The following is a 20,945-nucleotide window of genomic DNA, read 5'->3' as shown; positions in this document are numbered from 1 at the left end:
GAACAATGGCTATCCGTAAGTACAAGCCGACCACGCCGGGCCGTCGCGGCTCGAGCGTCGCCGACTTCGCCGAGCTCACCCGGTCCACCCCGGAGAAGTCTCTGCTGGTCCCGCTGCCCAAGAAGGGTGGTCGCAACGTCCACGGCCGCATCACCACGCGGCACCAGGGCGGCGGTCACAAGCGGCAGTACCGGCTCATCGACTTCAAGCGGGTCGACAAGGACGGCGTGCCGGCCAAGGTCGCTCACATCGAGTACGACCCGAACCGCACCTCCCGCATCGCACTGCTGCACTACGCCGACGGCGAGAAGCGCTACATCCTCGCGCCGAAGGACCTGAAGCAGGGCGACCGCGTCGAGTCCGGCCCGGGCGCGGACATCAAGCCGGGGAACAACCTGCCCCTGCGCAACATCCCGGTCGGTACGACGGTCCACGGTGTGGAGCTTCGTCCCGGCGGTGGCGCCAAGCTGGCCCGCTCGGCCGGTGTCGGCATCCAGCTGCTCGGCCGTGAAGGCGCGTACGCCACGCTGCGTATGCCCTCCGGTGAGATCCGCCGGGTCGACATCCGTTGCCGCGCCACGGTCGGCGAGATCGGCAATGCCGAGCAGTCGAACATCAACTGGGGCAAGGCCGGCCGCATGCGCTGGAAGGGCAAGCGCCCGACCGTTCGCGGTGTCGCCATGAACCCGATCGACCACCCGCACGGTGGTGGTGAGGGTAAGACCTCCGGTGGTCGCCACCCGGTGAACCCGGCTGGTAAGCCCGAGGGCCGTACCCGCCGCAAGGGCCAGGAGAGCGACAAGCTGATCGTTCGCCGCCGCTACGCCACCCGCAAGCGCGGGTAACGGGAGTAGAAGAAGATGCCACGCAGCCTGAAGAAGGGCCCGTTCGTCGACGACCACCTGATCAAGAAGGTGGAAGTCCAGAACGAGAAGAATTCCAAGAACGTCATCAAGACCTGGTCGCGGCGCTCGACGATCATCCCCGACATGCTCGGGCACACGATCGCCGTGCACGACGGGCGCAAGCACGTCCCGGTGTTCATCACCGAGGCCATGGTCGGTCACAAGCTCGGCGAGTTCGCTCTGACCCGCACGTTCAAGGGTCACGAGAAGGACGACCGCAAGAGCCGTCGCCGCTAGTCAGTCCACGGATAAGAAAGGGGTTACAGCGATGCCAGCAAAGAACGACGCTCCGGTTCTTCCGGGCAGTCGGGCGGTTGCGAAGCACGTCCGCATCTCGCCGAACAAGGCTCGCCGTGTGATCAACCTCGTCCGCGGTCTGCCCGCGAAGGAGGCTCTCACGGTCCTGCAGTTCGCGCCGCAGGCCGCGAGCGAGCAGGTTTACAAGGTGCTCGCGAGCGCTATCGCGAACGCGGAGAACAACGAGCGGCTCGACCCGGACGCGCTCCTGGTCAGCGAGGCGTTCGTGGACGAGGGCCCGACGCTCAAGCGGTTCCGGCCGCGGGCGCAGGGCCGGGCGTACCGGATCCGCAAGCGCACCTGCCACATCACGATCGCCGTCGAGGCGGTCCAGGTCGCCCGGCCGGCCAAGAAGGCCGCCGCGGCGAAGAAGGCCGCTCCGGCCAAGAAGGCGGAGCCGGCTGCCCAGACCCAGACCACGGAGGAGTCCGAGTAATGGGCCAGAAAGTTCACCCCACCGGATTCCGCCTCGGCATCTCCACCGACTGGAAGAGCCGCTGGTTCGCGGACAAGCTCTACAAGGACTACATCGGCGAGGACGTCAAGATCCGCCGGATGATGTCCAAGGGCCTCGAGCGCGCCGGCATCTCCAAGGTGGACATCGAGCGGACCCGCGACCGGGTCCGGGTCGACATCCACACCGCCCGGCCGGGCATCGTCATCGGCCGCAAGGGCGCGGAGGCCGACCGGATCCGTGGCGAGCTCGAGAAGCTCACCGGCAAGCAGGTCCAGCTCAACATCCTCGAGGTGAAGAGCCCGGAGTCGGACGCTCAGCTGGTGGCGCAGGGCGTCGCCGAGCAGCTGTCCTCCCGGGTCAGCTTCCGCCGGGCGATGCGCAAGGCCATGCAGTCGGCCATGAAGAACCCGATCTGCAAGGGCATCCGGGTGCAGGTCTCCGGTCGCCTCGGCGGCGCGGAGATGAGCCGCACGGAGTTCTACCGTGAGGGTCGCGTTCCGCTGCACACGCTGCGCGCGAACATCGAGTACGGCTTCTTCGAGGCCCGTACGACGTTCGGCCGCATCGGCGTGAAGGTCTGGATCTACAAGGGCGACGCCGTGCCCGGCCGCGAGGCCGTGCAGGAGGCGCCCGCGCGTCCGCGCCGCGACCGTGGTGACCGTCCCGAGCGTCCGCGCCGTGGCCGTTCCGGCTCGTCCGGCACGACTGCGGGTGGCACCGAGGCCGGCCGCGCGGCCGCCCAGGCCCGGACCGGGGACACCCCGACCGGCGAGAACACGAACGACGCCGCGGTCGCCGCGGCTCCGGCGCAGGCCGAAACGCAGCAGGAGGGCTGACACATGCTGATGCCGCGTAAGCCCCCGAAGGGCTTCCGCAAGCCGCACCACCCGGACCGCCACGGCGCGTCCAAGGGCGGCAACCGGGTTGTCTTCGGTGAGTTCGGTATCCAGGCGCTGGAGCCCGCGTACGTGACCAACCGGCAGATCGAGTCGGCCCGTATCGCGATGACCCGTCACATCAAGCGTGGTGGCAAGGTCTGGATCTCGGTGTTCCCCGACAACGCTCTGACCAAGAAGCCGGCCGAGACCCGCATGGGTTCCGGTAAGGGTTCGCCCGAGTGGTGGGTCGCGAACGTCAAGCCGGGTCGCATCCTCTTCGAGATGTCGTTCCCGAACGAGACGATTGCGCGCGAGGCGATGCGCCGCGCGATCCACAAGCTCCCGATGAAGTGCCGCATCGTGACACGCGAAGTGGGTGAAAGCTGATGGCAGCGGGCGTTAAGGCAGCCGAGCTGCGCGAACTCTCCGGTGAGGAGCTTGTTTCGCGGCTGCGGGAGGCCAAGGCGGAGCTGTTCAACCTTCGCGTGCAGGGCGCGACCGGCCAGCTCGACAATCACCGTCGGCTGCAGGTGGTCCGCAAGGACATCGCGAAGATCTACACGATCATGCGTGAACGTGAGCTCGGGCTCTCGGTTGCGCCGGATGAGGTGACAGCATGAGTGACGAGAGCACGGCCACGGTCCGCGCGAACCGCAAGGTTCGTGAGGGTCTCGTGGTCAGCGACAAGATGGACAAGACCGTCGTCGTCGAGGTCGAGGACCGTGTCAAGCACGCCCTCTACGGCAAGGTTCTGCGTCGCACCCGCAAGCTCAAGGTGCACGACGAGCAGAACGCGTGCGGCGTCGGCGACCGGGTTCTGCTCATGGAGACCCGTCCGCTGTCGGCCACCAAGCGGTGGCGTGTCGTGGAGATCCTCGAAAAGGCCAAGTGAGTGCGGTCGGGCCGGCTTCGGCCGGCCCGGCCCACCATCGTTCCGCCAAGCTTCGGTCGCTGACCGGAGAACTGGCAGACATAGGAGACAGACGTGATTCAGCAGGAGTCGCGACTGCGCGTCGCTGACAACACGGGTGCCCGGGAGATCCTGTGCATCCGCGTGCTCGGCGGCTCCGGTCGCCGTTACGCGAGCATCGGCGACGTCATCGTGGCCACGGTCAAGGACGCCATTCCGGGCGCGGGTGTGAAGAAGGGTGACGTCGTCAAGGCGGTCATCGTCCGCACCGCCAAGGAGCGGCGTCGTCCGGACGGCTCGTACATCCGGTTCGACGAGAACGCCGCCGTCATCATCAAGGACGGCGGAGACCCCCGCGGTACCCGCATCTTCGGCCCGGTCGGGCGCGAGCTGCGCGACAAGCGGTTCATGAAGATCATCAGCCTGGCGCCGGAGGTGCTCTGACCGTGAAGATCAAGAAGGGCGACACGGTCGTCGTCATCGCCGGCAAGGACAAGGGTGCCAAGGGCAAGGTCATCGCGGCCTACCCGCGGCAGGACAAGATCCTGGTCGAGGGCGTCAACCGCGTCAAGAAGCACGAACGCATCCGCACCACTCAGCGTGGTTCGAAGACCGGCGGCATCGTCACCCAGGAAGCCGCGATCCACATCTCGAATGTGCAGATCGTCGACGACCAGGGCAAGCCGACCCGCATCGGTTACAAGGTCGACGAGAACGGCAACAAGGTCCGTATCGCTCGGACGACCGGTAAGGAACTCTGATGACTGCCGCCACCGAGACCAAGACGCTGCCCCGGCTCAAGGAGAAGTACCGCAACGAGGTTGTTGCGGGACTCAAGGAGCAGCACAACTACGCCAACCCCATGCAGATCCCCGGCCTGGTCAAGGTCGTCGTGAACATGGGTGTCGGCGAGGCCGCGCGGGACGCGAAGCTGATCGACGGCGCGGTCCGTGACCTGACCACCATCACCGGTCAGAAGCCGCTGGTGCGGCGGGCGACCAAGTCCATCGCGCAGTTCAAGCTGCGCGAGGGCATGCCGATCGGCGCGAAGGTCACCCTTCGTGGCGACCGGATGTGGGAGTTCCTGGACCGGCTGCTCTCGATCGCGCTGCCGCGTATCCGTGACTTCCGCGGACTGGACGGCCGCAAGCTCGACGGTCACGGCAACTACACGTTCGGTCTGACCGAGCAGTCGGTGTTCCACGAGATCGACCAGGACCGGATCGATCGTCCGCGGGGCATGGACATCACGGTGGTCACGACCGCCAAGACCGACGACGAGGGCCGGGCGCTGCTCAAGCTCCTGGGCTTCCCGTTCAAGGAGAACTGAGCATGGCTAAGAAGGCGCTGATCATCAAGGCGGCCGCGAAGCCGAAGTTCGCCGTGCGTGCCTACACCCGCTGCCAGAAGTGCGGACGCCCGCATTCGGTCTACCGCAAGTTCGGCCTCTGCCGGGTTTGCGTGCGGGACATGGCTCACCGCGGTGAGCTGCCCGGCGTGTCGAAGGCTTCCTGGTAACCGATAGCAACACCGCTTCGCCGTAGGCCTGCCCTACGCGGGAACCCCGGCGAGAAAGGTTGACGAACACCCATGACGATGACGGACCCGATCGCAGACATGCTGACGCGTCTGCGTAACGCCAACCAGGCGTACCACGACAAGGTGACCATGCCCTTCTCGAAGATCAAGGCGAACATCGCCGAGGTCCTCAAGGCCGAGGGTTACATCGCCTCCTGGACGGCTGAGGAGCCCGAGGAAGGCGCTGTCGGCAAGCGTCTGGTCGTTGAGCTCAAGTACGGCCAGAACCGCGAGCGCAGTCTCGCCGGTATCAAGCGCGTCTCGAAGCCCGGCCTCCGGGTTTACGCCAAGTCCGAAGAGCTCCCGCGGGTGCTCGGCGGCCTGGGCGTCGCGATCATTTCGACGTCCCAGGGGCTGCTGACCGACCGGCAGGCCCGCAAGCGGAGCGTTGGCGGGGAAGTCCTCGCCTTCGTCTGGTAACTGGAGACTGAGAAACCATGTCGCGAATCGGACGTAAGTCGATCCCGGTCCCGGCCGGCGTCGATGTCACCATCACGGGCCAGACCATCAAGGTCAAGGGCCCCAAGGGCGAGCTCTCGCACACCGTCGCCGAGCCGATCACGGTCGAGCAGGACGGCGCCGAGCTGCACGTCAACCGCCCCAACGACGAGCGCCGGGCCAAGGAGCTCCACGGCCTCTCGCGTACCCTGGTCGCCAACATGATCGTCGGCGTCACCGAGGGCTACAAGAAGACGCTGGAGATCAACGGCACCGGTTACCGGGTCACCGCCAAGGGCAAGGACCTCGAGTTCGCCCTCGGCTTCTCGCACCCGGTCAACGTCGTGCCGCCGGCCGGCATCAGCTTCACGGTCGAGCGCCCGACGCAGTTCACTGTCGCGGGCATCGACAAGCAGCTGGTCGGCGAGGTCGCCGCCAACATCCGGAAGATCCGCCCGCCGGAGCCCTACAAGGGCAAGGGCGTCAAGTACCAGGGCGAGGTCATCCGCCGTAAGGCCGGAAAGGCAGGTAAGAAGTGACCGCCACGCTGCTCAAGCGTCGCAATGGCGCGGGTGCCGCCGCCAAGCGGGCTGTCGGAAAGGCGCGTCGGCACTTCCGGGTCCGTCGGAACCTCCGCGGCACCGCCGAGCGTCCCCGCCTGGTCGTCACCCGGTCGACGCGGCACATCACCGCTCAGATCATCGACGACCTCAAGGGCCACACGCTGGCCTCGGCCTCCACGCTCGACGCCTCCCTGCGGGGCGGCGAGGGTGACAAGAGCGCGCTGGCCGGCAAGGTCGGCTCGCTCCTCGCCGAGCGGGCCAAGGCCGCGGGCGTGTCCAAGGTCGTCTTCGACCGCGGTGGCAACAAGTACGCGGGGCGGATCGCCGCGCTTGCGGATGCCGCTCGCGAAGCCGGACTCGAGTTCTAGGAGGAATTGACCAATGCCTGGTCAGCAGCGCCGAGGCGGCGGGTCCGGCGGTAACACCGAGGGTGGCAACCGCAGGGACAACCGCCGTGAGGGCGGCCGCGGCAACGCGCCCGTCGACAAGACCCCGCATCTCGAGCGGGTCGTCGCGATCAACCGTGTCGCCAAGGTCGTCAAGGGCGGTCGTCGCTTCAGCTTCACCGCTCTGGTGATCGTGGGCGACGGCGACGGCACCGTCGGCATCGGCTACGGAAAGGCCAAGGAGGTGCCCGCGGCCATCGCCAAGGGCGTCGAGGAGGCCAAGAAGCACTTCTTCAAGGTTCCGCGGATCGGTGCCACGATCCCGCACCCGATCACGGGTGAGGCTGCCGCGGGCGTCGTCCTGCTCAAGCCGGCGTCGGCTGGTACCGGTGTTATCGCCGGTGGCCCGGTGCGCGCCGTGCTGGAGTGCGCCGGCATCCACGACATCCTCTCGAAGAGCCTCGGCTCCTCGAACCCGATCAACATCGTGCACGCGACGGTGGCCGCGCTGAAGGGCCTCGAGTCGCCCGAGCAGGTCGCGTCCCGTCGTGGCCTGCCGGTCGAGGACGTGGCGCCGGCGGCCATGCTGGCGGCGCGTGCGGAAGCGGCGGTGCACTGATGGCCCGTTTGAAGGTCACCCAGATCCGGTCCGAGATCGGCCGCAAGCAGAACCAGCGGGACTCCCTGCGGTCGCTCGGGCTGAAGCGGATCAACGATGTGGTGGTCAAGGAGGACCGCCCCGAGATTCGGGGCATGATCTTCGCCGTGAACCACCTCGTGACTGTTGAGGAGGTCGAGTAATGGCGATCAAGGTCCACCACCTGCGTCCGGCGCCCGGAGCCAAGACCCCCAAGACCCGCGTGGGTCGTGGTGAGGGCTCCAAGGGCAAGACCGCCGGCCGCGGCACCAAGGGCACCGGTGCCCGCAAGAACACGTCGGCGGCGTTCGAGGGTGGGCAGATGCCCCTCCACATGCGTCTGCCGAAGCTCAAGGGCCTCAAGAACCGGCCCCGCAACAAGGTCGTCTTCCAGGTCGTGAACCTGGACCGCCTCGCCGAGCTGTTCCCGAACGGCGGCGAGGTCGGCCCGGATGAGCTGTTCGAGGCGGGCGCGGTTCGCAAGAACCAGCCGGTCAAGGTCCTCGGCTCGGGCGAGCTGGGCGGCGTGTCGCTGACGATCAAGGCGCACGCGTTCAGCGAGTCGGCCAAGGAGAAGATCGCCGCAGCCGGTGGTTCGGTCACCGAGCTGTAGTTTTTCCCTGAAAAGGGCGGCCCGAGATATCGGGTCGCCCTTTTTTGGCATAACGAAAAGGTGCCGCACGCCATCGCGTACGGCACCCTTTTCATTTCGGATCAATCAGCGTCGATCGTCAGCCCGAGCAGGTGATGCGGACGTTGCCCGAATTCTTGACCAGCGTCGTTCCGCCGACCTGACGCGCCACCTGCTGGCCGCGGTAGGTCTGCGTTCCCCGGCCGTTGCAGTTGAAGTCCAGGGAGCCGAATCCGCCGCCGCTGAGCGTGCGGCTGGCGACCGTCTCCCAGAACCCCGGAATCTGCTGACGCTGCAGGTTCAGCGTCGAGTTGCCGGTACCGCAGTCGGTGTTGCGATTGCCCGTGACCCGGATGGTCGACGTCCCGAGCTTCTGGGGAGCGGTCACGGAAATCGCACACGCGAACGCTTGCACCGGCGCGTCGGCCGAGGCCGGCGTGCTGGCGAAAACGATTCCGGACGCGGCCAAGGTTGCGACGACCGCAACGGCCCTGATGCTGTGACGCATCTGATTCCTCCCGTAAACATCGGCCAACCCCGTGTTCGCCGATGCCCAAGGCAAACACAGCCATTCGGTGATGGTCAATGCGTATTGGAAGTGCACATTTCTATTCGGAATGAGCTTGTTTTGCGAAGCAATTCGGCCATGTCAATGTTCACAACCGCGGCCGATCCTGCGGGTGTGCCGGTTCAGTGCGCTTCCGGCTTGATCATCGTTAACAGGGGAGTGGGCGCCGGTCCGGGCCCCGGAAAATTTTCCTCCCCGCGCTCAGCCGCGCGGGCTGCTGTGTGCCGAGCGGGGCGTAACTGATACACTCCTCCGCTGGTGGCTTGTGCGACGAGAGTGCTCTGGTGCCTCGTCGCAAGCTCGTGGGGGGTGTCTTCCCGGCGCTGCGAACGCGAAGCTCGGGCGGCATCCCCTTTGTGGCGTCTGACCTGGTCTTTTACGGACCGGGTGGATGCCTACGCGCGGTGACGGCTACCGTGACACACCGCGCTCCCGCAAGACTGTTAGAGTCCGTTCCCAGCTAGGGATATCGGTCGTCCGGACCGATGCCTTCCCCCATCCGCCGATTGCGGCGGTAACCTCGCGCAGGAGGAAGAAGTTGCTCTCCGCCTTTACTAGTGCGTTCCGGACGCCTGACCTGCGCAAAAAACTGCTGTTCACGATTTTCATCATCGCGCTCTACCGGCTCGGCGCCACCTTGCCCAGCCCTGGTGTGTCCTACACCAACGTGCGGCGATGCATCGACATCGTGAACTCCCAGGACGCCGGCAACGGCGTGCTCAACCTGCTGAACTTGTTCTCGGGCGGCGCGCTGCTCCAGCTCTCGGTGTTCGCCCTGGGCATCATGCCGTACATCACGGCCTCCATCATTCTGCAGCTGCTGACCGTGGTCATTCCCCGCCTCGAGCAGCTGCGCAAGGAGGGCCAGTCCGGCCAGGCCAAGATCACGCAGTACACCCGGTACCTGACGCTCGGCCTCGCGGTCCTGCAGTCCTCGGCGTTCGTCGCTCTCGCCCGGACCGGTCAGCTCTTCGGCAACGCCTGCGACCAGAACGACTCCACGCTGCAGATCATCCCGGAGAACACCGGGCTGCCCATGTGGCTCACGCTCTCGGTCCTGGTGCTGACCATGACCGCCGGCACCGGCATGGTGATGTGGCTCGGCGAGCTCATCACCGACCGCGGCGTCGGCAACGGCATGTCTGTCCTGATCTTCACCTCGATCGCCGCCCGCCTCCCCGGCGAGGGCTGGACGATCAAGGAGTCGACCAACTGGGGCAAGTTCTCGCTGGTCATCATCCTGGTCCTGGTCATCATCGCCCTGGTCGTCTTCATCGAGCAGGCGCAACGGCGGATCCCCGTGCAGTACGCCAAGCGCATGATCGGCCGCCGGATGTACGGCGGGACCTCGACCTACATCCCGCTGAAGGTCAACCAGGCCGGTGTCGTCCCGGTCATCTTCGGATCGTCGCTGCTGTACCTGCCTCAGCTGTATCTGCAGTTCTTCGACCCGAACAACCTCAACGGCTACCAGCTGTGGATCCAGAAGTGGCTCGCCGACCCGACGAGCGCGCTGTACATCGGCGTCTACTTCCTGCTGATCATCTTCTTCACGTACTTCTACGTCTCGATCACGTTCAACCCGACCGAGGTCGCGGACAACATGAAGAAGTACGGTGGATTCGTGCCGGGCATCCGTCCGGGCAAACCCACCGCCGACTACCTGGACTTCATCCTCAGCCGGATCACGCTGCCGGGCGCGTTGTACCTTGGTCTGATCTCGGTCCTGCCGAACTTCTTCTTCATCTGGCTGAACGCGCAGCAGTACCAGAACTTCCCGTTCGGTGGTACGGCAGTGCTGATCATGGTGGGTGTGGGTCTGGAGACGGTGAAGCAGATCGAGAGCCAGCTCATGCAGCGCAACTACGAAGGGTTCCTCCGGTAGTGGCGCCGCGGAGCCGGGGGGCTCTTGCGTCGAGGATCTCAATTCACCTAAGCGAGGCGATGTAGGTGCGGCTGGTGCTGGTGGGCCCTCCGGGGGCCGGCAAGGGGACCCAGGCTGAGTTCATCGCCGCCCATCTGGCCGTACCGAAGATCTCGACCGGCGACATCTTCCGGGCGAACGTCTCGCAGGGAACGCCGCTGGGCGTCGAGGCCAAGCGCTACATGGACGCGGGGCAGCTGGTTCCGGACGAGGTGACCATCAACATGGTCCGGGACCGGCTGGCCGAGCCGGACGCCGGTGACGGCTTCCTGCTCGACGGCTTCCCGCGGACGGTTCCGCAGGCGTCGGCGCTCGACAAGCTGCTGGCCGACCTGGGCACCGCGCTCGATCTGGTGATGGAGCTCGTGGTCGACGACGACGAGGTCATCCGGCGGCTCTCGGGCCGCCGGACCTGCCGCGGCTGCGGCAAGATCTGGCACGTCGAGTTCGACCCGACCAGCAAGGAGAACATCTGCGACCGCTGCGGGTCGGAGCTGTTCCAGCGGGACGACGACAAGGCCGAGACGATCGCCAACCGCCTCGTGGAGTACGCCGAGAAGACCGCGCCACTGGTCGACTTCTACGGCGCTCAGGGCAAGCTGGTGGGGATCGACGCGACCGGGCCGGTCGAGGACGTCACGGTGCGCGCCATCGACGCCCTGCGGTCCTACGGGGGCTGACATGCGCCGCCAGCAGCTGGACATCCAGCTGAAGACCCCGGATCAGATCGAGAAGATGCGCGGCGCCGGCCTGGTGGTCGCCGCCGCGCTCGACGCGATGCGGGAGGCGGTGGCGCCCGGTGTCTCGACGGCCGACCTCGACGCGATCGCCGAGAAGGTCATCCGGGACGCGGGGGCGACCCCGTCGTTCAAGGGCTACCACGGCTTCCCCGCCTCGATCTGCGCCTCGGTCAACGAGCAGGTCGTGCACGGCATCCCCAGCTCGGAGCAGGTGCTGCGCGAGGGCGATCTGATCTCGCTCGACTGCGGCGCGATCCTGGACGGCTGGCACGGCGACTCGGCGATCACGGTCGGGGTCGGCGAGACCGACCCGGCCTTGCTCAAGATGGCCGAGGTGGCCGAGGACGCCATGTGGGCCGGCATCGCGGCCGCCGCCCGGGGCGCGGCCAACGGCCGGGGCCGGCTGACCGACATCTCGTTCAACGTCGAGAAGACCGTCCGCAAGGCGGGCCGCTACGGCATCGTCGACGGCTACGGCGGGCACGGCATCGGCACCGAGATGCACCAGGACCCGCACGTGCTCAACCACGGCAAGCCCGGCAAGGGCCCGCGCCTCGAGCCCGGCCTGTGCCTGGCGATCGAGCCGATGATCACGATGGGCTCGCCCCGGACGGCCGAGCTGTCCGACGGCTGGACGGTGGTGACCCGCGACAACTCGATGGCGGCCCACGTCGAGCACACGATGTGTCTGCTCGAGGACGGCGTCTGGGTGACCACTGCGGTCGACGGCGGCCGGGGCCGGCTCGGCGATCTGGTCACCTCGCGCCAGCCCTGACTACCGATGGGTGTTTCTCTCGGGCATGCTGGGACGCATGGGACGGGGAGAGATGCGGGCCGGCGACGGTGACCGCAAGCAGGTCGCGGACCAGTTGAAGACTGCGCTCGACGAGGGCCGGCTCGACCTCAACGAGTACGACGAGCGGGTGCAGCGGGCCTACGGAGCCAAGACGTACGGCGACCTCGACGGCCTGCTCGACGACCTGCCCGGCACGGTCCCCGTGCAGCACTCCCAGATCCAGCCCGCCGCCCCGCCCGCTCCGCCGGTGGCCGCGGGGGCGAGCACTCCGGCGTACGGGGAGAACCCCCGGCAGTGGCTCGGCGGCTACGCGGGCGTCGTGGCCCTCTGCACGCTCATCTGGCTCTTCACGATGGTGGCCTCGCAGCACTGGATCTATCCGTGGCCCGTCTGGATGCTGATCCCGCTGGTGCTGGGCTTCTTCGGGCAGCGCTTCGGGCGCGGGCGCTGACCCCGCCCGTACTGGATGAGGGTTGTCACCATGGAGGGCATGGGCCGGGAGCAGATGCGGGCGGCTGACGAAGACCGCCACAAGGTCGCCGACCAGTTGCGGCTGGCGCTCGAGGAGGGCCGGCTCGACCTCAACGAGTACGACGAGCGCGTCAAGGACGCGTACGCGGCCCGGACGTACGCCGACCTCGACCGGTTGCTGACCGACCTGCCGAACGCCGCGCCGGTGGTGCCCGCGACGCCGCAGCAGAGCCCGGTGCTGGTCGCGGAGAAGGCCACCGCCCCGTGGCTCGGGCACGTGTGGGTGCCGTGGGCCAAGGCCGCGGTGTTCTTCACCCTGATCTGGGCCGTCGGCGCCCTCGGGAGCGGCGAGGCGATCTTCTACTGGCCGGTCTGGGTGCTCGGGCCGTGGGGTGTCGTGCTCGTGTTGCGTACGGTGGCCGGCCTGGCCCAGGGTGAGCCGCGCAAGCACGCCGCCGAGCTCGAGCACCGGCGCCGGCTGCGCGAGCACAAGCAGGAGCGCAAGTCGCTCTATCGCCGGGCGATCGCGGCGGGGGAGCTGCCGGCCAAGCCGACCAAGGAAGAGCGCAAGGCGTTCATCGCGGAGGCGATCGCGCGGGGAGAGCTGCCGCCCAAGCCCCGCCGGCCCGCCTCGGACGAGTGATACGGGGCCTTTCGTCCGGTTTCCACCAGCGCGACACACCCGACCCCGGGTCACGGCGACCTCGGTTTGGCGTGGCCCGTGCGGCGCGCGTACACTGGCTAGCTGGCGCGCAGCGTCCACTCTTGCATGTCTCCGGACATCCGCCTCAGCGCTTCGAGGTTGCAGGAGCCGCGGCTGGTCCGAGTCCGAACCGTACTCGGGTAAGACGTTGCACAGCCAGCCCCAAACCCCAGTGTCAGGTAGCGGAGGACATGCCTAAGAAAGACGGAGCCATCGAGATCGAGGGCCGTGTGATCGAGCCCCTGCCGAACGCCATGTTCCGCGTTGAGCTCGCCAATGGTCACAGAGTCCTTGCACACATCTCCGGCAAGATGCGGCAGCACTACATCCGCATCCTTCCCGAGGACAGAGTCGTCGTCGAACTCTCGCCGTACGACCTCACCCGTGGGCGAATCGTCTACCGCTACAAGTAAACGAACGGGTGCGGGGAGAACCGAGTTCCCGTCCGACTGAGAGTTAAGGCAAACCGTGAAGGTCAAGCCGAGCGTCAAGCGGATCTGCAACAACTGCCGGGTCATCCGGCGGCACGGCCGCGTCATGGTCATCTGCAAGACCGACGCGCGCCACAAGCAGCGCCAGGGCTGAGTCCCCGGTAAAGCTGCCAGATCCGGCATCTGAACAAGCTCGTCCCAGCCACGAGAGTGGCCACCCCCGGCGCGGAGGCCGGGGCCCGTCCGGGCAGACGGGGTGGGAGGGGCACAGACCTCCGAACGATTCTGAGGAGTACGCCCACTTATGGCTCGTCTCGTCGGCGTCGATCTCCCCCGCGAAAAGCGGATGGAGATTGCGCTCACCTACATCTACGGGATCGGTCGCACCCGTGCCGTTGAGGCACTGACTGCCACCGCGATCGACCTGAACAAGCGCGCCAAGGACCTCACGGACGAGGAGCTGGTTCAGCTCCGCGACTACATCGAGGGCAATTTCAAGGTTGAGGGCGACCTGCGCCGCGAGGTCGCCGCGGACATCCGCCGCAAGGTCGAGATCGGCTGCTACGCCGGCATCCGCCACCGCCGGGGTCTCCCTGTGCGGGGTCAGCGCACCCGGACCAACGCGCGTACGCGCAAGGGTCCGAAGCGCACGGTCGCTGGTAAGAAGAAGCCGGGTCGGAAGTAATAGGAGCGCACTGACTTATGCCACCGAAGGCACGCGCAGGGGCCGCAGTCAAGAAGGTCCGGCGCAAGGAACGCAAGAACGTCGCCCACGGGCAGGCGCACATCAAGAGCACCTTCAACAACACCATCGTGTCGATCACCGACCCGACCGGTGCGGTCATCTCCTGGGCCTCGTCCGGCCAGGTGGGCTTCAAGGGCTCCCGCAAGTCGACTCCGTTCGCCGCGCAGCTGGCCGCCGAGGCCGCCGCTCGCCGGGCGATGGAGCACGGCATGCGCAAGGTCGACGTGTTCGTCAAGGGTCCCGGCTCCGGCCGCGAGACCGCGATCCGCTCGCTGCAGGCCGCCGGCCTCGAGGTCGGGCAGATCAGTGACGTCACGCCGCAGCCGCACAACGGTTGCCGCCCGCCGAAGCGTCGCCGGGTCTGAGGGAGAGACAGAGACAATGGCTCGTTATACAGGTGCGGACTGCAAGCGCTGCCGCCGCGAGAAGATGAAGCTGTTCCTCAAGGGCAGCAAGTGCGACGGGCCGAAGTGCCCGTTCGAGTCGCGTCCCTTCCCGCCCGGCCAGCACGGCCGTGGCCGGACCAAGGAGACCGAGTACCTGCTTCAGCACCGCGAGAAGCAGAAGGCCCGCCGCGTCTACGGCGTGCTCGAGAAGCAGTTCCGCGGTTACTACGAGGAGGCTGTCACCAAGCCCGGCAAGACCGGTGAGGTGCTGCTGCAGATCCTCGAGTCGCGGCTCGACAACGTCGTCTACCGGAGCGGCCTCGCGCAGTCCCGGGACATGGCCCGGCAGCTGGTCAAGCACGGCCACTTCCTGGTCAACGGCGTGAAGGTCGACGTCCCGTCGTACCGCGTCAAGGAGCACGACATCGTGACCACGCGGGAGAAGTCGAAGGAGATGACCCCCTTCGTCGTCGCCCAGGCCCAGGCCGGTCAGCGGCCCGTGCCGGCGTGGCTCGAGCCCATCCCGAGCGAGATGAAGGTTCTCGTTCACTCGCTTCCGGCCCGGGGCGTCATCGACACCCAGGTCCAGGAGCAGCTGATCGTCGAGCTCTACTCCAAGTAGCGCTCCGCCCGGTGCCGGCCCGCGTGGCCGGCGCCGGGCTGCATCATCAGGATGGCCATCAAATAGCGGATGGCCTGACAGAAAGAAGAAACACGTGCTCATCAGCCAGCGGCCGTCTCTTTCCGAAGAGTCGATCAGCGAGACCCGCTCCCGGTTCACCATCGAGCCCCTGGAGCCGGGTTTCGGGTACACCCTCGGCAACTCGCTGCGGCGTACCCTGCTGTCGTCAATCCCCGGCGCGGCGGTCACCAGCATCAAGATCGACGGCGTCCTGCACGAGTTCACCACGATCCCCGGTGTCAAGGAGGACGTGGTCGAGCTGGTCATGAACGTCAAGGAGCTCACCGTCAGCTCCGAGCACGACGAGCCGGTCAGCATGTACCTGCGCAAGCAGGGCCCCGGCGACGTCACCGCCGGCGACATCCAGCCCCCGGCCGGTGTCTCCGTGCACAACCCCGACCTCAAGCTGGCCACGCTCAACAGCAAGGGCCGGCTCGACATGGAGCTCACCGTCGAGCGGGGCCGTGGCTACGTCACGGCGGCGCAGAACAAGAGCGCCGGCGCCGAGATCGGCCGCATCCCGGTCGACTCGATCTACTCGCCGGTCATGAAGGTGACGTACCGCGTCGAGGCGACCCGTGTCGAGCAGCGCACCGACTTCGACCGCCTGATCATCGACGTCGAGTCGAAGGCGTCCATCTCGCCCCGCACCGCGCTGGCCTCGGCCGGTTCGACCCTGGTCGAGCTGTTCGGCCTGTGCCGGGAGCTGGACGAGACCGCCGAGGGCATCGACATCGGCCCGTCGCCGCAGGACGCGCAGCTCGCGGCCGACCTGGCGCTGCCGATCGAGGAGCTCGACCTGACCGTCCGGTCGTACAACTGTCTCAAGCGTGAGGGCATCAACAGCGTTGGTGAACTCATCGGGCGGACGGAGGCCGACCTTCTGGATATAAGGAATTTCGGTCAGAAGAGCATCGACGAGGTCAAGATGAAGCTCGCCGGAATGGGGCTCGGCCTCAAGGACAGCGCGCCGTCCTTCGACCCCGCGCACGTCGTGGACTCGTTCGGCGACGTGGACTACGACACCGACGATTACCGCGAGACCGAGCAGCTCTAAGAGCCCTCCGGCCGCCTTTTACAAGGAGCATTTGGAATGCCCACGCCCACCAAGGGAGCCCGCCTCGGCGGCAGCCCGGCGCACGAGAAGCTCATCCTGGCCAACCTGGCCACCGAGCTTTTCCGGCACGGGAAGATCAAGACCACCGAGGCCAAGGCGCGCCGGCTGCGCCCCCTGGCTGAGCAGCTCATCACCAAGGCCAAGCGCGGCGACCTGCACAACCGTCGCCGGGTGCTGGCCACGGTGAAGGACAAGGACGTCGTGTACGCCCTGTTCGAGCAGATCGCTCCGCGTTACGGCAACCGGCCGGGTGGCTACACCCGGATCACCAAGACCGGCCCGCGCAAGGGGGATGCTGCTCCTATGGCGGTTATTGAGCTGGTCGAGGAGCTGCAGGTTGCGGCTACGACGGCTCCGGCCAAGAAGACCGCCCGCAAGGCCGCCGCGCAGCAGGACAAGGTCGAGGCCCTGTCCCGCGAGGACGAGACGACTGCTTCTTCGTCGAACGCTACGGCTGCCGACCAGGATTCTGAGCCGCCGGTCAACGCTTCCGGTGACAAGGGAGCCGAAGGCCCGGGCGACAAGGCCGAGGGCGAAGACACCGACGCCAAGGCGTAGCTTTCTCTGAATCGAGCCCGGCACCCTTTGTGGGGTGTCGGGCTCTTTTCCTGTACGGGTTCTGGTGCTCACGAGTACGTCGGAGTGTTCCCCGGCGCCGTGGGTGGTTCGGGCCGAGGAGGGGCGATTGCTCTTATGAGATCCATCCGCTTGCGACTGGACGTTTCCTACGACGGTGCGGGTTTTTCGGGGTGGGCGATTCAGCCGGAGCGTCGGACCGTGGCCGGGGTGCTGCTCGAGGCGCTGGGGCGACTGGCTGGTGTGGACACTCCGTACGGTTTGACGGTCGCGGGGCGAACGGACGCCGGGGTGCACGCTTCCGGACAGGTGTGCCACGTGGATCTTCCGGCTGACACGTGGGAGCAGATGGAGAGTTCGTTGTTGCGGCGGCTGGGCGCGTTGATGCCGCCGGACGCGCGGGTGAAGGCAATCACGCCGGTGCCGGACAGCTTCGATGCGCGGTTCTCGGCGACCTATCGGCGGTACGAATACCGGGTCGCCGACACCGTGTGGGGGCCGGAACCGTTGCGGCGGCACGACACGATCGGGTGGGTGCGGCCGCTCGATGTGGGGCGGCTCACCGTGGCCGCGGCCGGGCTGACCGGCGAGCACGACTACGCGGCGTACTGCAAGCGCAAGGAGCACGCGACCACCGTGCGGGCGATCACCCGGTTCGACTGGCGGCGCGACCCCGACGGGGTGGTGGTGGCCACCGTGGAGGCCGACGCGTTCTGCCAGTCGATGGTGCGCAGCCTGGTCGGGGCGCTGCTGGCGGTGGGGGACGGGCGGCGCGACCCGGGCTGGCCGTCGACGCTGCTCACCCGCACGGAACGGTCCAGCGAGGTCACCGTGGCGCCGGCCCACGGGCTCACGCTGATCGCGGTCGGCTACCCGGCCGAGGAGGCCTACGCGAGCCGGGCCGAGGCCACCCGGCGGCTGCGAGCCTAGAGCGCGGCCCCGCCGAGGTGGTTGTCCACGATCTCGGCGGTGATCCTTTTCGCGTACGGGTCGTCGTCGAGCACCAGCGCGCCGTCGGGCCGGGTGATCACGCAGTAGAGCAGCAGGTTGCCCCGCACATGCCAGCCCATCGAGGCCGCCGCGGGGTCGCCGGACGACGCGGGCAGGGTGCGGAACCCGCCGAGCCCGCCCACCACCTGCTCGCGCACCAGGTCGTTGACCGTCGCCGCGGCCTCGGCGTCGGCCAGGGCGAACACCCCGGCGGTGACCTGATAACCCTCGTACGGGGAAAGAAGACCGGCCCGCACCACCTCGGAGCAGCCGTTGCGGGCCAGCAGGGCGCCCAGGCTGCCGGTGGTGGCCTCGGCGCAGTCCCGGCCGTAGTGCCGCATCTCGATCCGGTAGGCCCCCGCGGCGCCGGCCGGTCTCACCACGTCACTCGGGCCGAAGACGTCGCCCAGGGACGGCGGCTGCGCGACGGCCGGCGCCACCGGCTCCGGCTGCCGCCGGTCGGACGCCGTCACCAGAAAACCGATCATCAGGACCAGGCCGAGGACGATGATCCCGGCCAGGCCCTGCGTGAGCCACTGCACGGCCCGTTGCGGCTCGACGGAGGGGCGCGCGACCGCCGCCCGCCGGCGTCCGCGCTGAACGGGGACGCGCGGGAGCAGGGGTGCCGGCGACGGCCGATGCTGTCCGCCCGATCCGATGCCGCGGACCAGGAGCACCAGGCCGCCGTCGGCGGTCGCGCGGTGGGCTGGTTGAGAAGGGGTGCCGTACCGCATGGCGACCAGGCTAGGAGCGCACCGTGATCAATGAACGCACAGAATGTGCGGCACCCCGGCGCGCGCTCGCGCGTTGTGCGGCGGCAGACTGGTCGGGTGAGCGCCGATCATTACTTCAGCGCCGAGCCGACCACGCCCGACCGTCGCGGCGAGATCGAGTTCAGCGCCGCCGGCCGTGACTACCGGCTGGCCGTCGCGGCCGGCGTGTTCAGCGCGGGCCGGCTCGACCCCGGAACGGCCGTGCTGCTGCGCAAGGGCGACCTGCCCACGGCCGACGTCGCGGGCACGTTCCTCGACCTCGGCTGCGGCTACGGCCCGATCACTTGCGTGCTGGCCAGCGAGGCCCCGGCCGCGACGGTCTGGGCGGTCGACGTGAACTCGCGTGCCCGCGAGCTGACCGCCCTGAACGCCGAGACGCTCGGGTTGTCGGCGCGGGTGCGGGTGGCCGAGCCCGACGAGGTGCCCGCCGGGGTGACGTTCGACCAGATCTGGAGCAACCCGCCGACCCACGTCGGCAAGAGCGAACTGCGCGCGCTGATGGAGCGCTGGCTGCCGCGGCTCGCCGACGGCGGCGTGGCCTGGCTGGTGATCAACCGGAATCTCGGTGGTGACTCGCTGCACACCTGGCTGGTCGAGAACGGCTGGGAAGTGGAGCGTACGGCCAGCCAGAAGGGCTTCCGAGTGCTCAAGGTGACCCGGAAAACCGGCTGACTACCGCGGCCCGGGCCGGGATGATTGCCGCCATGGGTTACGTGGATGTCGCCGGAGCCGGTTTTGTGCTGCCCGACGGGCGCCGGCTGTTCGCCGACGTCGCGTTCCGGGTCGGCGAGGGGGCCAAGGTCGCGCTGGTCGGGCCGAACGGGGCCGGCAAGACGACGTTGCTGCGCATGGTGGCGGGCGATCTCGGCCTGCCCGAGGGGTCGATCGCCCGTTCCGGCGGCCTCGGCGTGATGCGCCAGTTCATCGGCATGATCGGCGACGACCGTACGCTGGAAGATCTGGCTCTGTCGCTGGTCAAACCCGAGCTCGGGGCCGCGGGCGAGCGCGTGGCCAAGGCGGCCGCCGCGCTCGACGAGACCGAGCGCACCCAGCTGGCGTACGCGAATGCCCTGGCCCACTGGGGCGAGATCGGCGGCTACGACACCGAGGTGCTCTTCGACACGGTCGCCGTCGCGATCCTCGGCAAGCCGTGGGACGACGTGCGCAGCCGTCCGGTTCGGACACTGTCGGGCGGCCAGCAGAAACGGTTCGCGCTCGACCTGCTGCTGCGCGGCGACGACGAGGTGCTGCTGCTCGACGAGCCGGACAACTTCCTCGACGTGCCCGGCAAGCGCTGGCTCGAGGCGCGGCTGCGCGAGTCGCCGAAATCAGTGCTCTACGTCTCGCACGACCGCGAGCTGCTGGCCCAGACGGCCGACCGGGTCGTGGCCGTCGAGGGCGGCACGGCCTGGACGCATCCGGGCGGGTTCGCGTCGTGGCACGAGGCCCGGCTGCACCGCCACGACCGGATGGAGGAGAACCGCCGGCGCTGGGACGAGGAGCATCAGAAGCTCAAGGATCTGGTGTTCACGCTCAAGCAGAAGGCGACCTTCAACGACGGCCTGGCCTCGCGCTATCAGGCCGCACAGACCCGGCTGCGCAAGTTCGAGGAGGCCGGCCCGCCGCCGCTGCCGCCCAAGGAGCAGTCGCTGCGGATGAACCTGCGCGGCGGGCGCACGGCGAAGCGCGCGGTGATCTGCGAGCAGCTCGAGATGGAAAATCTGACGTTCCCGTTCGACCTGGAGATCTGGTATGGCGATCGGGTCGCCGTGCTGGGGGCCAACGGCACCGGCAAGTCGCACTTCCTGCGGCTGCTGGCGGCGGGCGGCAGCGATCCCGAGGCCGAGAACAAACCGGTCGACGGCGCGCCCCTGACCCACGTGGCGCACAACGGCGTGGCCCGGCTCGGCGCGCGGGTGCGGCCGGGGCACTTCTCGCAGACGCACGACCGGCCCGAGCTGCTCGACCGCACCCTGGTCGAGATCCTTTGGCGCGGCGACGACCACCGGTCCGGAATGGACCGCGCGGGCTCGATGAAGGCGCTCAACCGGTACGAGCTGTCGGAGCAGGGTGACCAGCGGTTCGGCACGCTCTCCGGCGGTCAGCAGGCCCGCTTCCTGGTGCTGCTGCTCGAGCTGTCGGGGGCGACGGTGCTGCTGCTCGACGAGCCGACCGACAACCTCGACCTGGCCTCGGCCGAGGCGTTGGAGGAGGGGCTGAACAAATTCGAGGGCACGGTGATCGCGGTGACCCACGACCGCTGGTTCACCAGGTCGTTCGACCGTTTCGTGCTCTTCCAGGGCGACGGCGAGGTCGTCGAGACGCCCGAGCCGGTCTGGGACGTGCGGTAGTTTTTCGGCCTC

Annotated in this window: 34 protein-coding genes; 32 read left to right on the top strand and 2 right to left on the bottom strand. The window is 68.0% G+C overall.

Annotation, left to right across the window (positions count from 1 at the left end):
* Positions 1-5 precede the first annotated feature (5 nt).
* From rplB to rplO, 17 genes are all read left to right on the top strand, one after another.
* A complete protein-coding gene (gene rplB, locus JKJ07_RS22445) occupies positions 6-845 on the top strand; it encodes a 50S ribosomal protein L2 (protein ID WP_097322774.1) in 840 nt (279 codons plus the stop codon).
* Positions 846-860: 15 nt separating this feature from the next.
* Entirely contained in the window at positions 861-1,142 is a 282-nt protein-coding gene (gene rpsS, locus JKJ07_RS22440; protein WP_014440726.1) for a 30S ribosomal protein S19, read from the top strand.
* Positions 1,143-1,173: 31 nt separating this feature from the next.
* On the top strand, positions 1,174-1,638 hold the full coding sequence (rplV, locus tag JKJ07_RS22435) for a 50S ribosomal protein L22 (RefSeq protein ID WP_202993666.1): 465 nt from the start codon (positions 1,174-1,176) through the stop codon (positions 1,636-1,638).
* The gene (rpsC, locus tag JKJ07_RS22430) at positions 1,638-2,495 is read left to right on the top strand and encodes a 30S ribosomal protein S3 (protein ID WP_202993665.1); all 858 of its coding nucleotides are present in this window, start codon (positions 1,638-1,640) and stop codon (positions 2,493-2,495) included. The genes rplV and rpsC overlap by 1 nt, the downstream gene beginning before the upstream one ends.
* Positions 2,496-2,498: 3 nt before the next feature.
* On the top strand, positions 2,499-2,924 hold the full coding sequence (rplP, locus tag JKJ07_RS22425; protein WP_097322770.1) for a 50S ribosomal protein L16: 426 nt from the start codon (positions 2,499-2,501) through the stop codon (positions 2,922-2,924).
* Positions 2,924-3,157: a 50S ribosomal protein L29 gene (gene rpmC, locus JKJ07_RS22420; RefSeq protein WP_127499785.1), complete on the top strand. Its 234-nt coding sequence runs from the start codon at positions 2,924-2,926 to the stop codon at positions 3,155-3,157. Before rplP ends, rpmC begins: the two co-directional genes overlap by 1 nt.
* Complete coding sequence (gene rpsQ, locus JKJ07_RS22415; RefSeq protein ID WP_133873220.1) at positions 3,154-3,429, top strand: 30S ribosomal protein S17; 276 nt, start codon at positions 3,154-3,156, stop codon at positions 3,427-3,429. Before rpmC ends, rpsQ begins: the two co-directional genes overlap by 4 nt.
* A 93-nt stretch (positions 3,430-3,522) precedes the next feature.
* Entirely contained in the window at positions 3,523-3,891 is a 369-nt protein-coding gene (gene rplN / locus JKJ07_RS22410; RefSeq protein WP_023358185.1) for a 50S ribosomal protein L14, read from the top strand.
* Positions 3,888-4,208: a 50S ribosomal protein L24 gene (gene rplX, locus JKJ07_RS22405; RefSeq protein WP_202994019.1), complete on the top strand. Its 321-nt coding sequence runs from the start codon at positions 3,888-3,890 to the stop codon at positions 4,206-4,208. The genes rplN and rplX overlap by 4 nt, the downstream gene beginning before the upstream one ends.
* On the top strand, positions 4,208-4,777 hold the full coding sequence (gene rplE, locus JKJ07_RS22400) for a 50S ribosomal protein L5 (protein ID WP_184953717.1): 570 nt from the start codon (positions 4,208-4,210) through the stop codon (positions 4,775-4,777). The genes rplX and rplE overlap by 1 nt, the downstream gene beginning before the upstream one ends.
* Before the next feature lie 2 nt (positions 4,778-4,779).
* Positions 4,780-4,965, top strand: a complete 186-nt coding sequence (locus JKJ07_RS22395) for a type Z 30S ribosomal protein S14 (RefSeq protein ID WP_014440734.1) — start codon at positions 4,780-4,782, stop codon at positions 4,963-4,965.
* Between the two features lie 72 nt (positions 4,966-5,037).
* The gene (gene rpsH, locus JKJ07_RS22390; RefSeq protein ID WP_202993664.1) at positions 5,038-5,445 is read left to right on the top strand and encodes a 30S ribosomal protein S8; all 408 of its coding nucleotides are present in this window, start codon (positions 5,038-5,040) and stop codon (positions 5,443-5,445) included.
* Positions 5,446-5,462: 17 nt separating this feature from the next.
* Complete coding sequence (gene rplF, locus JKJ07_RS22385; protein WP_202993663.1) at positions 5,463-6,002, top strand: 50S ribosomal protein L6; 540 nt, start codon at positions 5,463-5,465, stop codon at positions 6,000-6,002.
* Positions 5,999-6,394: a 50S ribosomal protein L18 gene (gene rplR, locus JKJ07_RS22380; RefSeq protein WP_438871433.1), complete on the top strand. Its 396-nt coding sequence runs from the start codon at positions 5,999-6,001 to the stop codon at positions 6,392-6,394. The genes rplF and rplR overlap by 4 nt, the downstream gene beginning before the upstream one ends.
* Before the next feature lie 13 nt (positions 6,395-6,407).
* Entirely contained in the window at positions 6,408-7,031 is a 624-nt protein-coding gene (gene rpsE / locus JKJ07_RS22375; protein WP_202993662.1) for a 30S ribosomal protein S5, read from the top strand.
* The gene (gene rpmD, locus JKJ07_RS22370; RefSeq protein WP_014687772.1) at positions 7,031-7,213 is read left to right on the top strand and encodes a 50S ribosomal protein L30; all 183 of its coding nucleotides are present in this window, start codon (positions 7,031-7,033) and stop codon (positions 7,211-7,213) included. The genes rpsE and rpmD overlap by 1 nt, the downstream gene beginning before the upstream one ends.
* Positions 7,213-7,662 (top strand): 50S ribosomal protein L15, encoded by a 450-nt coding sequence (rplO, locus tag JKJ07_RS22365; protein WP_184953714.1) that lies wholly within the window; start codon positions 7,213-7,215, stop codon positions 7,660-7,662. The genes rpmD and rplO overlap by 1 nt, the downstream gene beginning before the upstream one ends.
* A 118-nt stretch (positions 7,663-7,780) precedes the next feature.
* On the opposite strand, the gene JKJ07_RS22360 is transcribed toward rplO, so the two are convergent.
* A complete protein-coding gene (locus JKJ07_RS22360) occupies positions 7,781-8,188 on the bottom strand; it encodes a hypothetical protein (protein WP_236029676.1) in 408 nt (135 codons plus the stop codon).
* 598 nt (positions 8,189-8,786) lie between these two features.
* Here JKJ07_RS22360 and secY point away from each other — a divergent pair.
* The 13 genes from secY (at position 8,787) to truA (ending at position 17,749) form a co-directional block, all read left to right on the top strand.
* Positions 8,787-10,133: a preprotein translocase subunit SecY gene (gene secY / locus JKJ07_RS22355; RefSeq protein WP_202993660.1), complete on the top strand. Its 1,347-nt coding sequence runs from the start codon at positions 8,787-8,789 to the stop codon at positions 10,131-10,133.
* Positions 10,134-10,198: 65 nt separating this feature from the next.
* The gene (locus tag JKJ07_RS22350; RefSeq protein WP_030436520.1) at positions 10,199-10,852 is read left to right on the top strand and encodes an adenylate kinase; all 654 of its coding nucleotides are present in this window, start codon (positions 10,199-10,201) and stop codon (positions 10,850-10,852) included.
* Between the two features lies 1 nt (position 10,853).
* Positions 10,854-11,687, top strand: a complete 834-nt coding sequence (gene map, locus JKJ07_RS22345) for a type I methionyl aminopeptidase (protein ID WP_202993659.1) — start codon at positions 10,854-10,856, stop codon at positions 11,685-11,687.
* 37 nt (positions 11,688-11,724) lie between these two features.
* Positions 11,725-12,159, top strand: coding sequence for a DUF1707 SHOCT-like domain-containing protein (locus JKJ07_RS22340; protein ID WP_236029675.1), 435 nt, complete (start codon positions 11,725-11,727; stop codon positions 12,157-12,159).
* Positions 12,160-12,198: 39 nt separating this feature from the next.
* Positions 12,199-12,822 carry a DUF1707 SHOCT-like domain-containing protein gene (locus JKJ07_RS22335; RefSeq protein WP_236029674.1) on the top strand — a complete coding sequence of 208 codons (624 nt, stop codon included), beginning with the start codon at positions 12,199-12,201 and terminating at the stop codon, positions 12,820-12,822.
* A 251-nt stretch (positions 12,823-13,073) separates the two neighbouring features.
* Positions 13,074-13,295 carry a translation initiation factor IF-1 gene (infA, locus tag JKJ07_RS22330; RefSeq protein WP_018347787.1) on the top strand — a complete coding sequence of 74 codons (222 nt, stop codon included), beginning with the start codon at positions 13,074-13,076 and terminating at the stop codon, positions 13,293-13,295.
* Between the two features lie 55 nt (positions 13,296-13,350).
* A complete protein-coding gene (gene rpmJ / locus JKJ07_RS22325) occupies positions 13,351-13,467 on the top strand; it encodes a 50S ribosomal protein L36 (RefSeq protein ID WP_015619018.1) in 117 nt (38 codons plus the stop codon).
* Positions 13,468-13,617: 150 nt separating this feature from the next.
* Positions 13,618-13,998 (top strand): 30S ribosomal protein S13, encoded by a 381-nt coding sequence (gene rpsM / locus JKJ07_RS22320; protein ID WP_133873210.1) that lies wholly within the window; start codon positions 13,618-13,620, stop codon positions 13,996-13,998.
* Positions 13,999-14,015: 17 nt separating this feature from the next.
* A complete protein-coding gene (gene rpsK, locus JKJ07_RS22315; protein WP_014440747.1) occupies positions 14,016-14,423 on the top strand; it encodes a 30S ribosomal protein S11 in 408 nt (135 codons plus the stop codon).
* Positions 14,424-14,439: 16 nt separating this feature from the next.
* Positions 14,440-15,066, top strand: coding sequence for a 30S ribosomal protein S4 (rpsD, locus tag JKJ07_RS22310; protein WP_202993658.1), 627 nt, complete (start codon positions 14,440-14,442; stop codon positions 15,064-15,066).
* A 94-nt stretch (positions 15,067-15,160) separates the two neighbouring features.
* Entirely contained in the window at positions 15,161-16,183 is a 1,023-nt protein-coding gene (locus JKJ07_RS22305) for a DNA-directed RNA polymerase subunit alpha (protein ID WP_127499772.1), read from the top strand.
* 36 nt (positions 16,184-16,219) lie between these two features.
* Positions 16,220-16,801 carry a 50S ribosomal protein L17 gene (rplQ, locus tag JKJ07_RS22300; protein WP_202993657.1) on the top strand — a complete coding sequence of 194 codons (582 nt, stop codon included), beginning with the start codon at positions 16,220-16,222 and terminating at the stop codon, positions 16,799-16,801.
* A gap of 135 nt (positions 16,802-16,936) precedes the next feature.
* Complete coding sequence (gene truA / locus JKJ07_RS22295) at positions 16,937-17,749, top strand: tRNA pseudouridine(38-40) synthase TruA (protein WP_202993656.1); 813 nt, start codon at positions 16,937-16,939, stop codon at positions 17,747-17,749.
* Here truA and JKJ07_RS22290 read toward each other — a convergent pair.
* Complete coding sequence (locus tag JKJ07_RS22290; RefSeq protein ID WP_202993655.1) at positions 17,746-18,543, bottom strand: hypothetical protein; 798 nt, start codon at positions 18,541-18,543, stop codon at positions 17,746-17,748. The genes truA and JKJ07_RS22290 overlap by 4 nt on opposite strands.
* Positions 18,544-18,639: 96 nt before the next feature.
* On the opposite strand from JKJ07_RS22290, the gene JKJ07_RS22285 reads away from it, so the two are divergent.
* A complete protein-coding gene (locus JKJ07_RS22285; RefSeq protein ID WP_202993654.1) occupies positions 18,640-19,254 on the top strand; it encodes a class I SAM-dependent methyltransferase in 615 nt (204 codons plus the stop codon).
* Between the two features lie 32 nt (positions 19,255-19,286).
* Positions 19,287-20,933, top strand: a complete 1,647-nt coding sequence (locus JKJ07_RS22280) for an ABC-F family ATP-binding cassette domain-containing protein (protein ID WP_202993653.1) — start codon at positions 19,287-19,289, stop codon at positions 20,931-20,933.
* The last annotated feature ends 12 nt before the right edge of the window (positions 20,934-20,945 follow it).

Source organism: Paractinoplanes lichenicola, assembly GCF_016785085.1.
Taxonomy (GTDB): domain Bacteria; phylum Actinomycetota; class Actinomycetes; order Mycobacteriales; family Micromonosporaceae; genus Actinoplanes; species Actinoplanes lichenicola.
The sequence above is the reverse complement of the archived record's forward strand: the minus strand, read 5'-3'. Positions and strand labels throughout refer to the sequence as shown.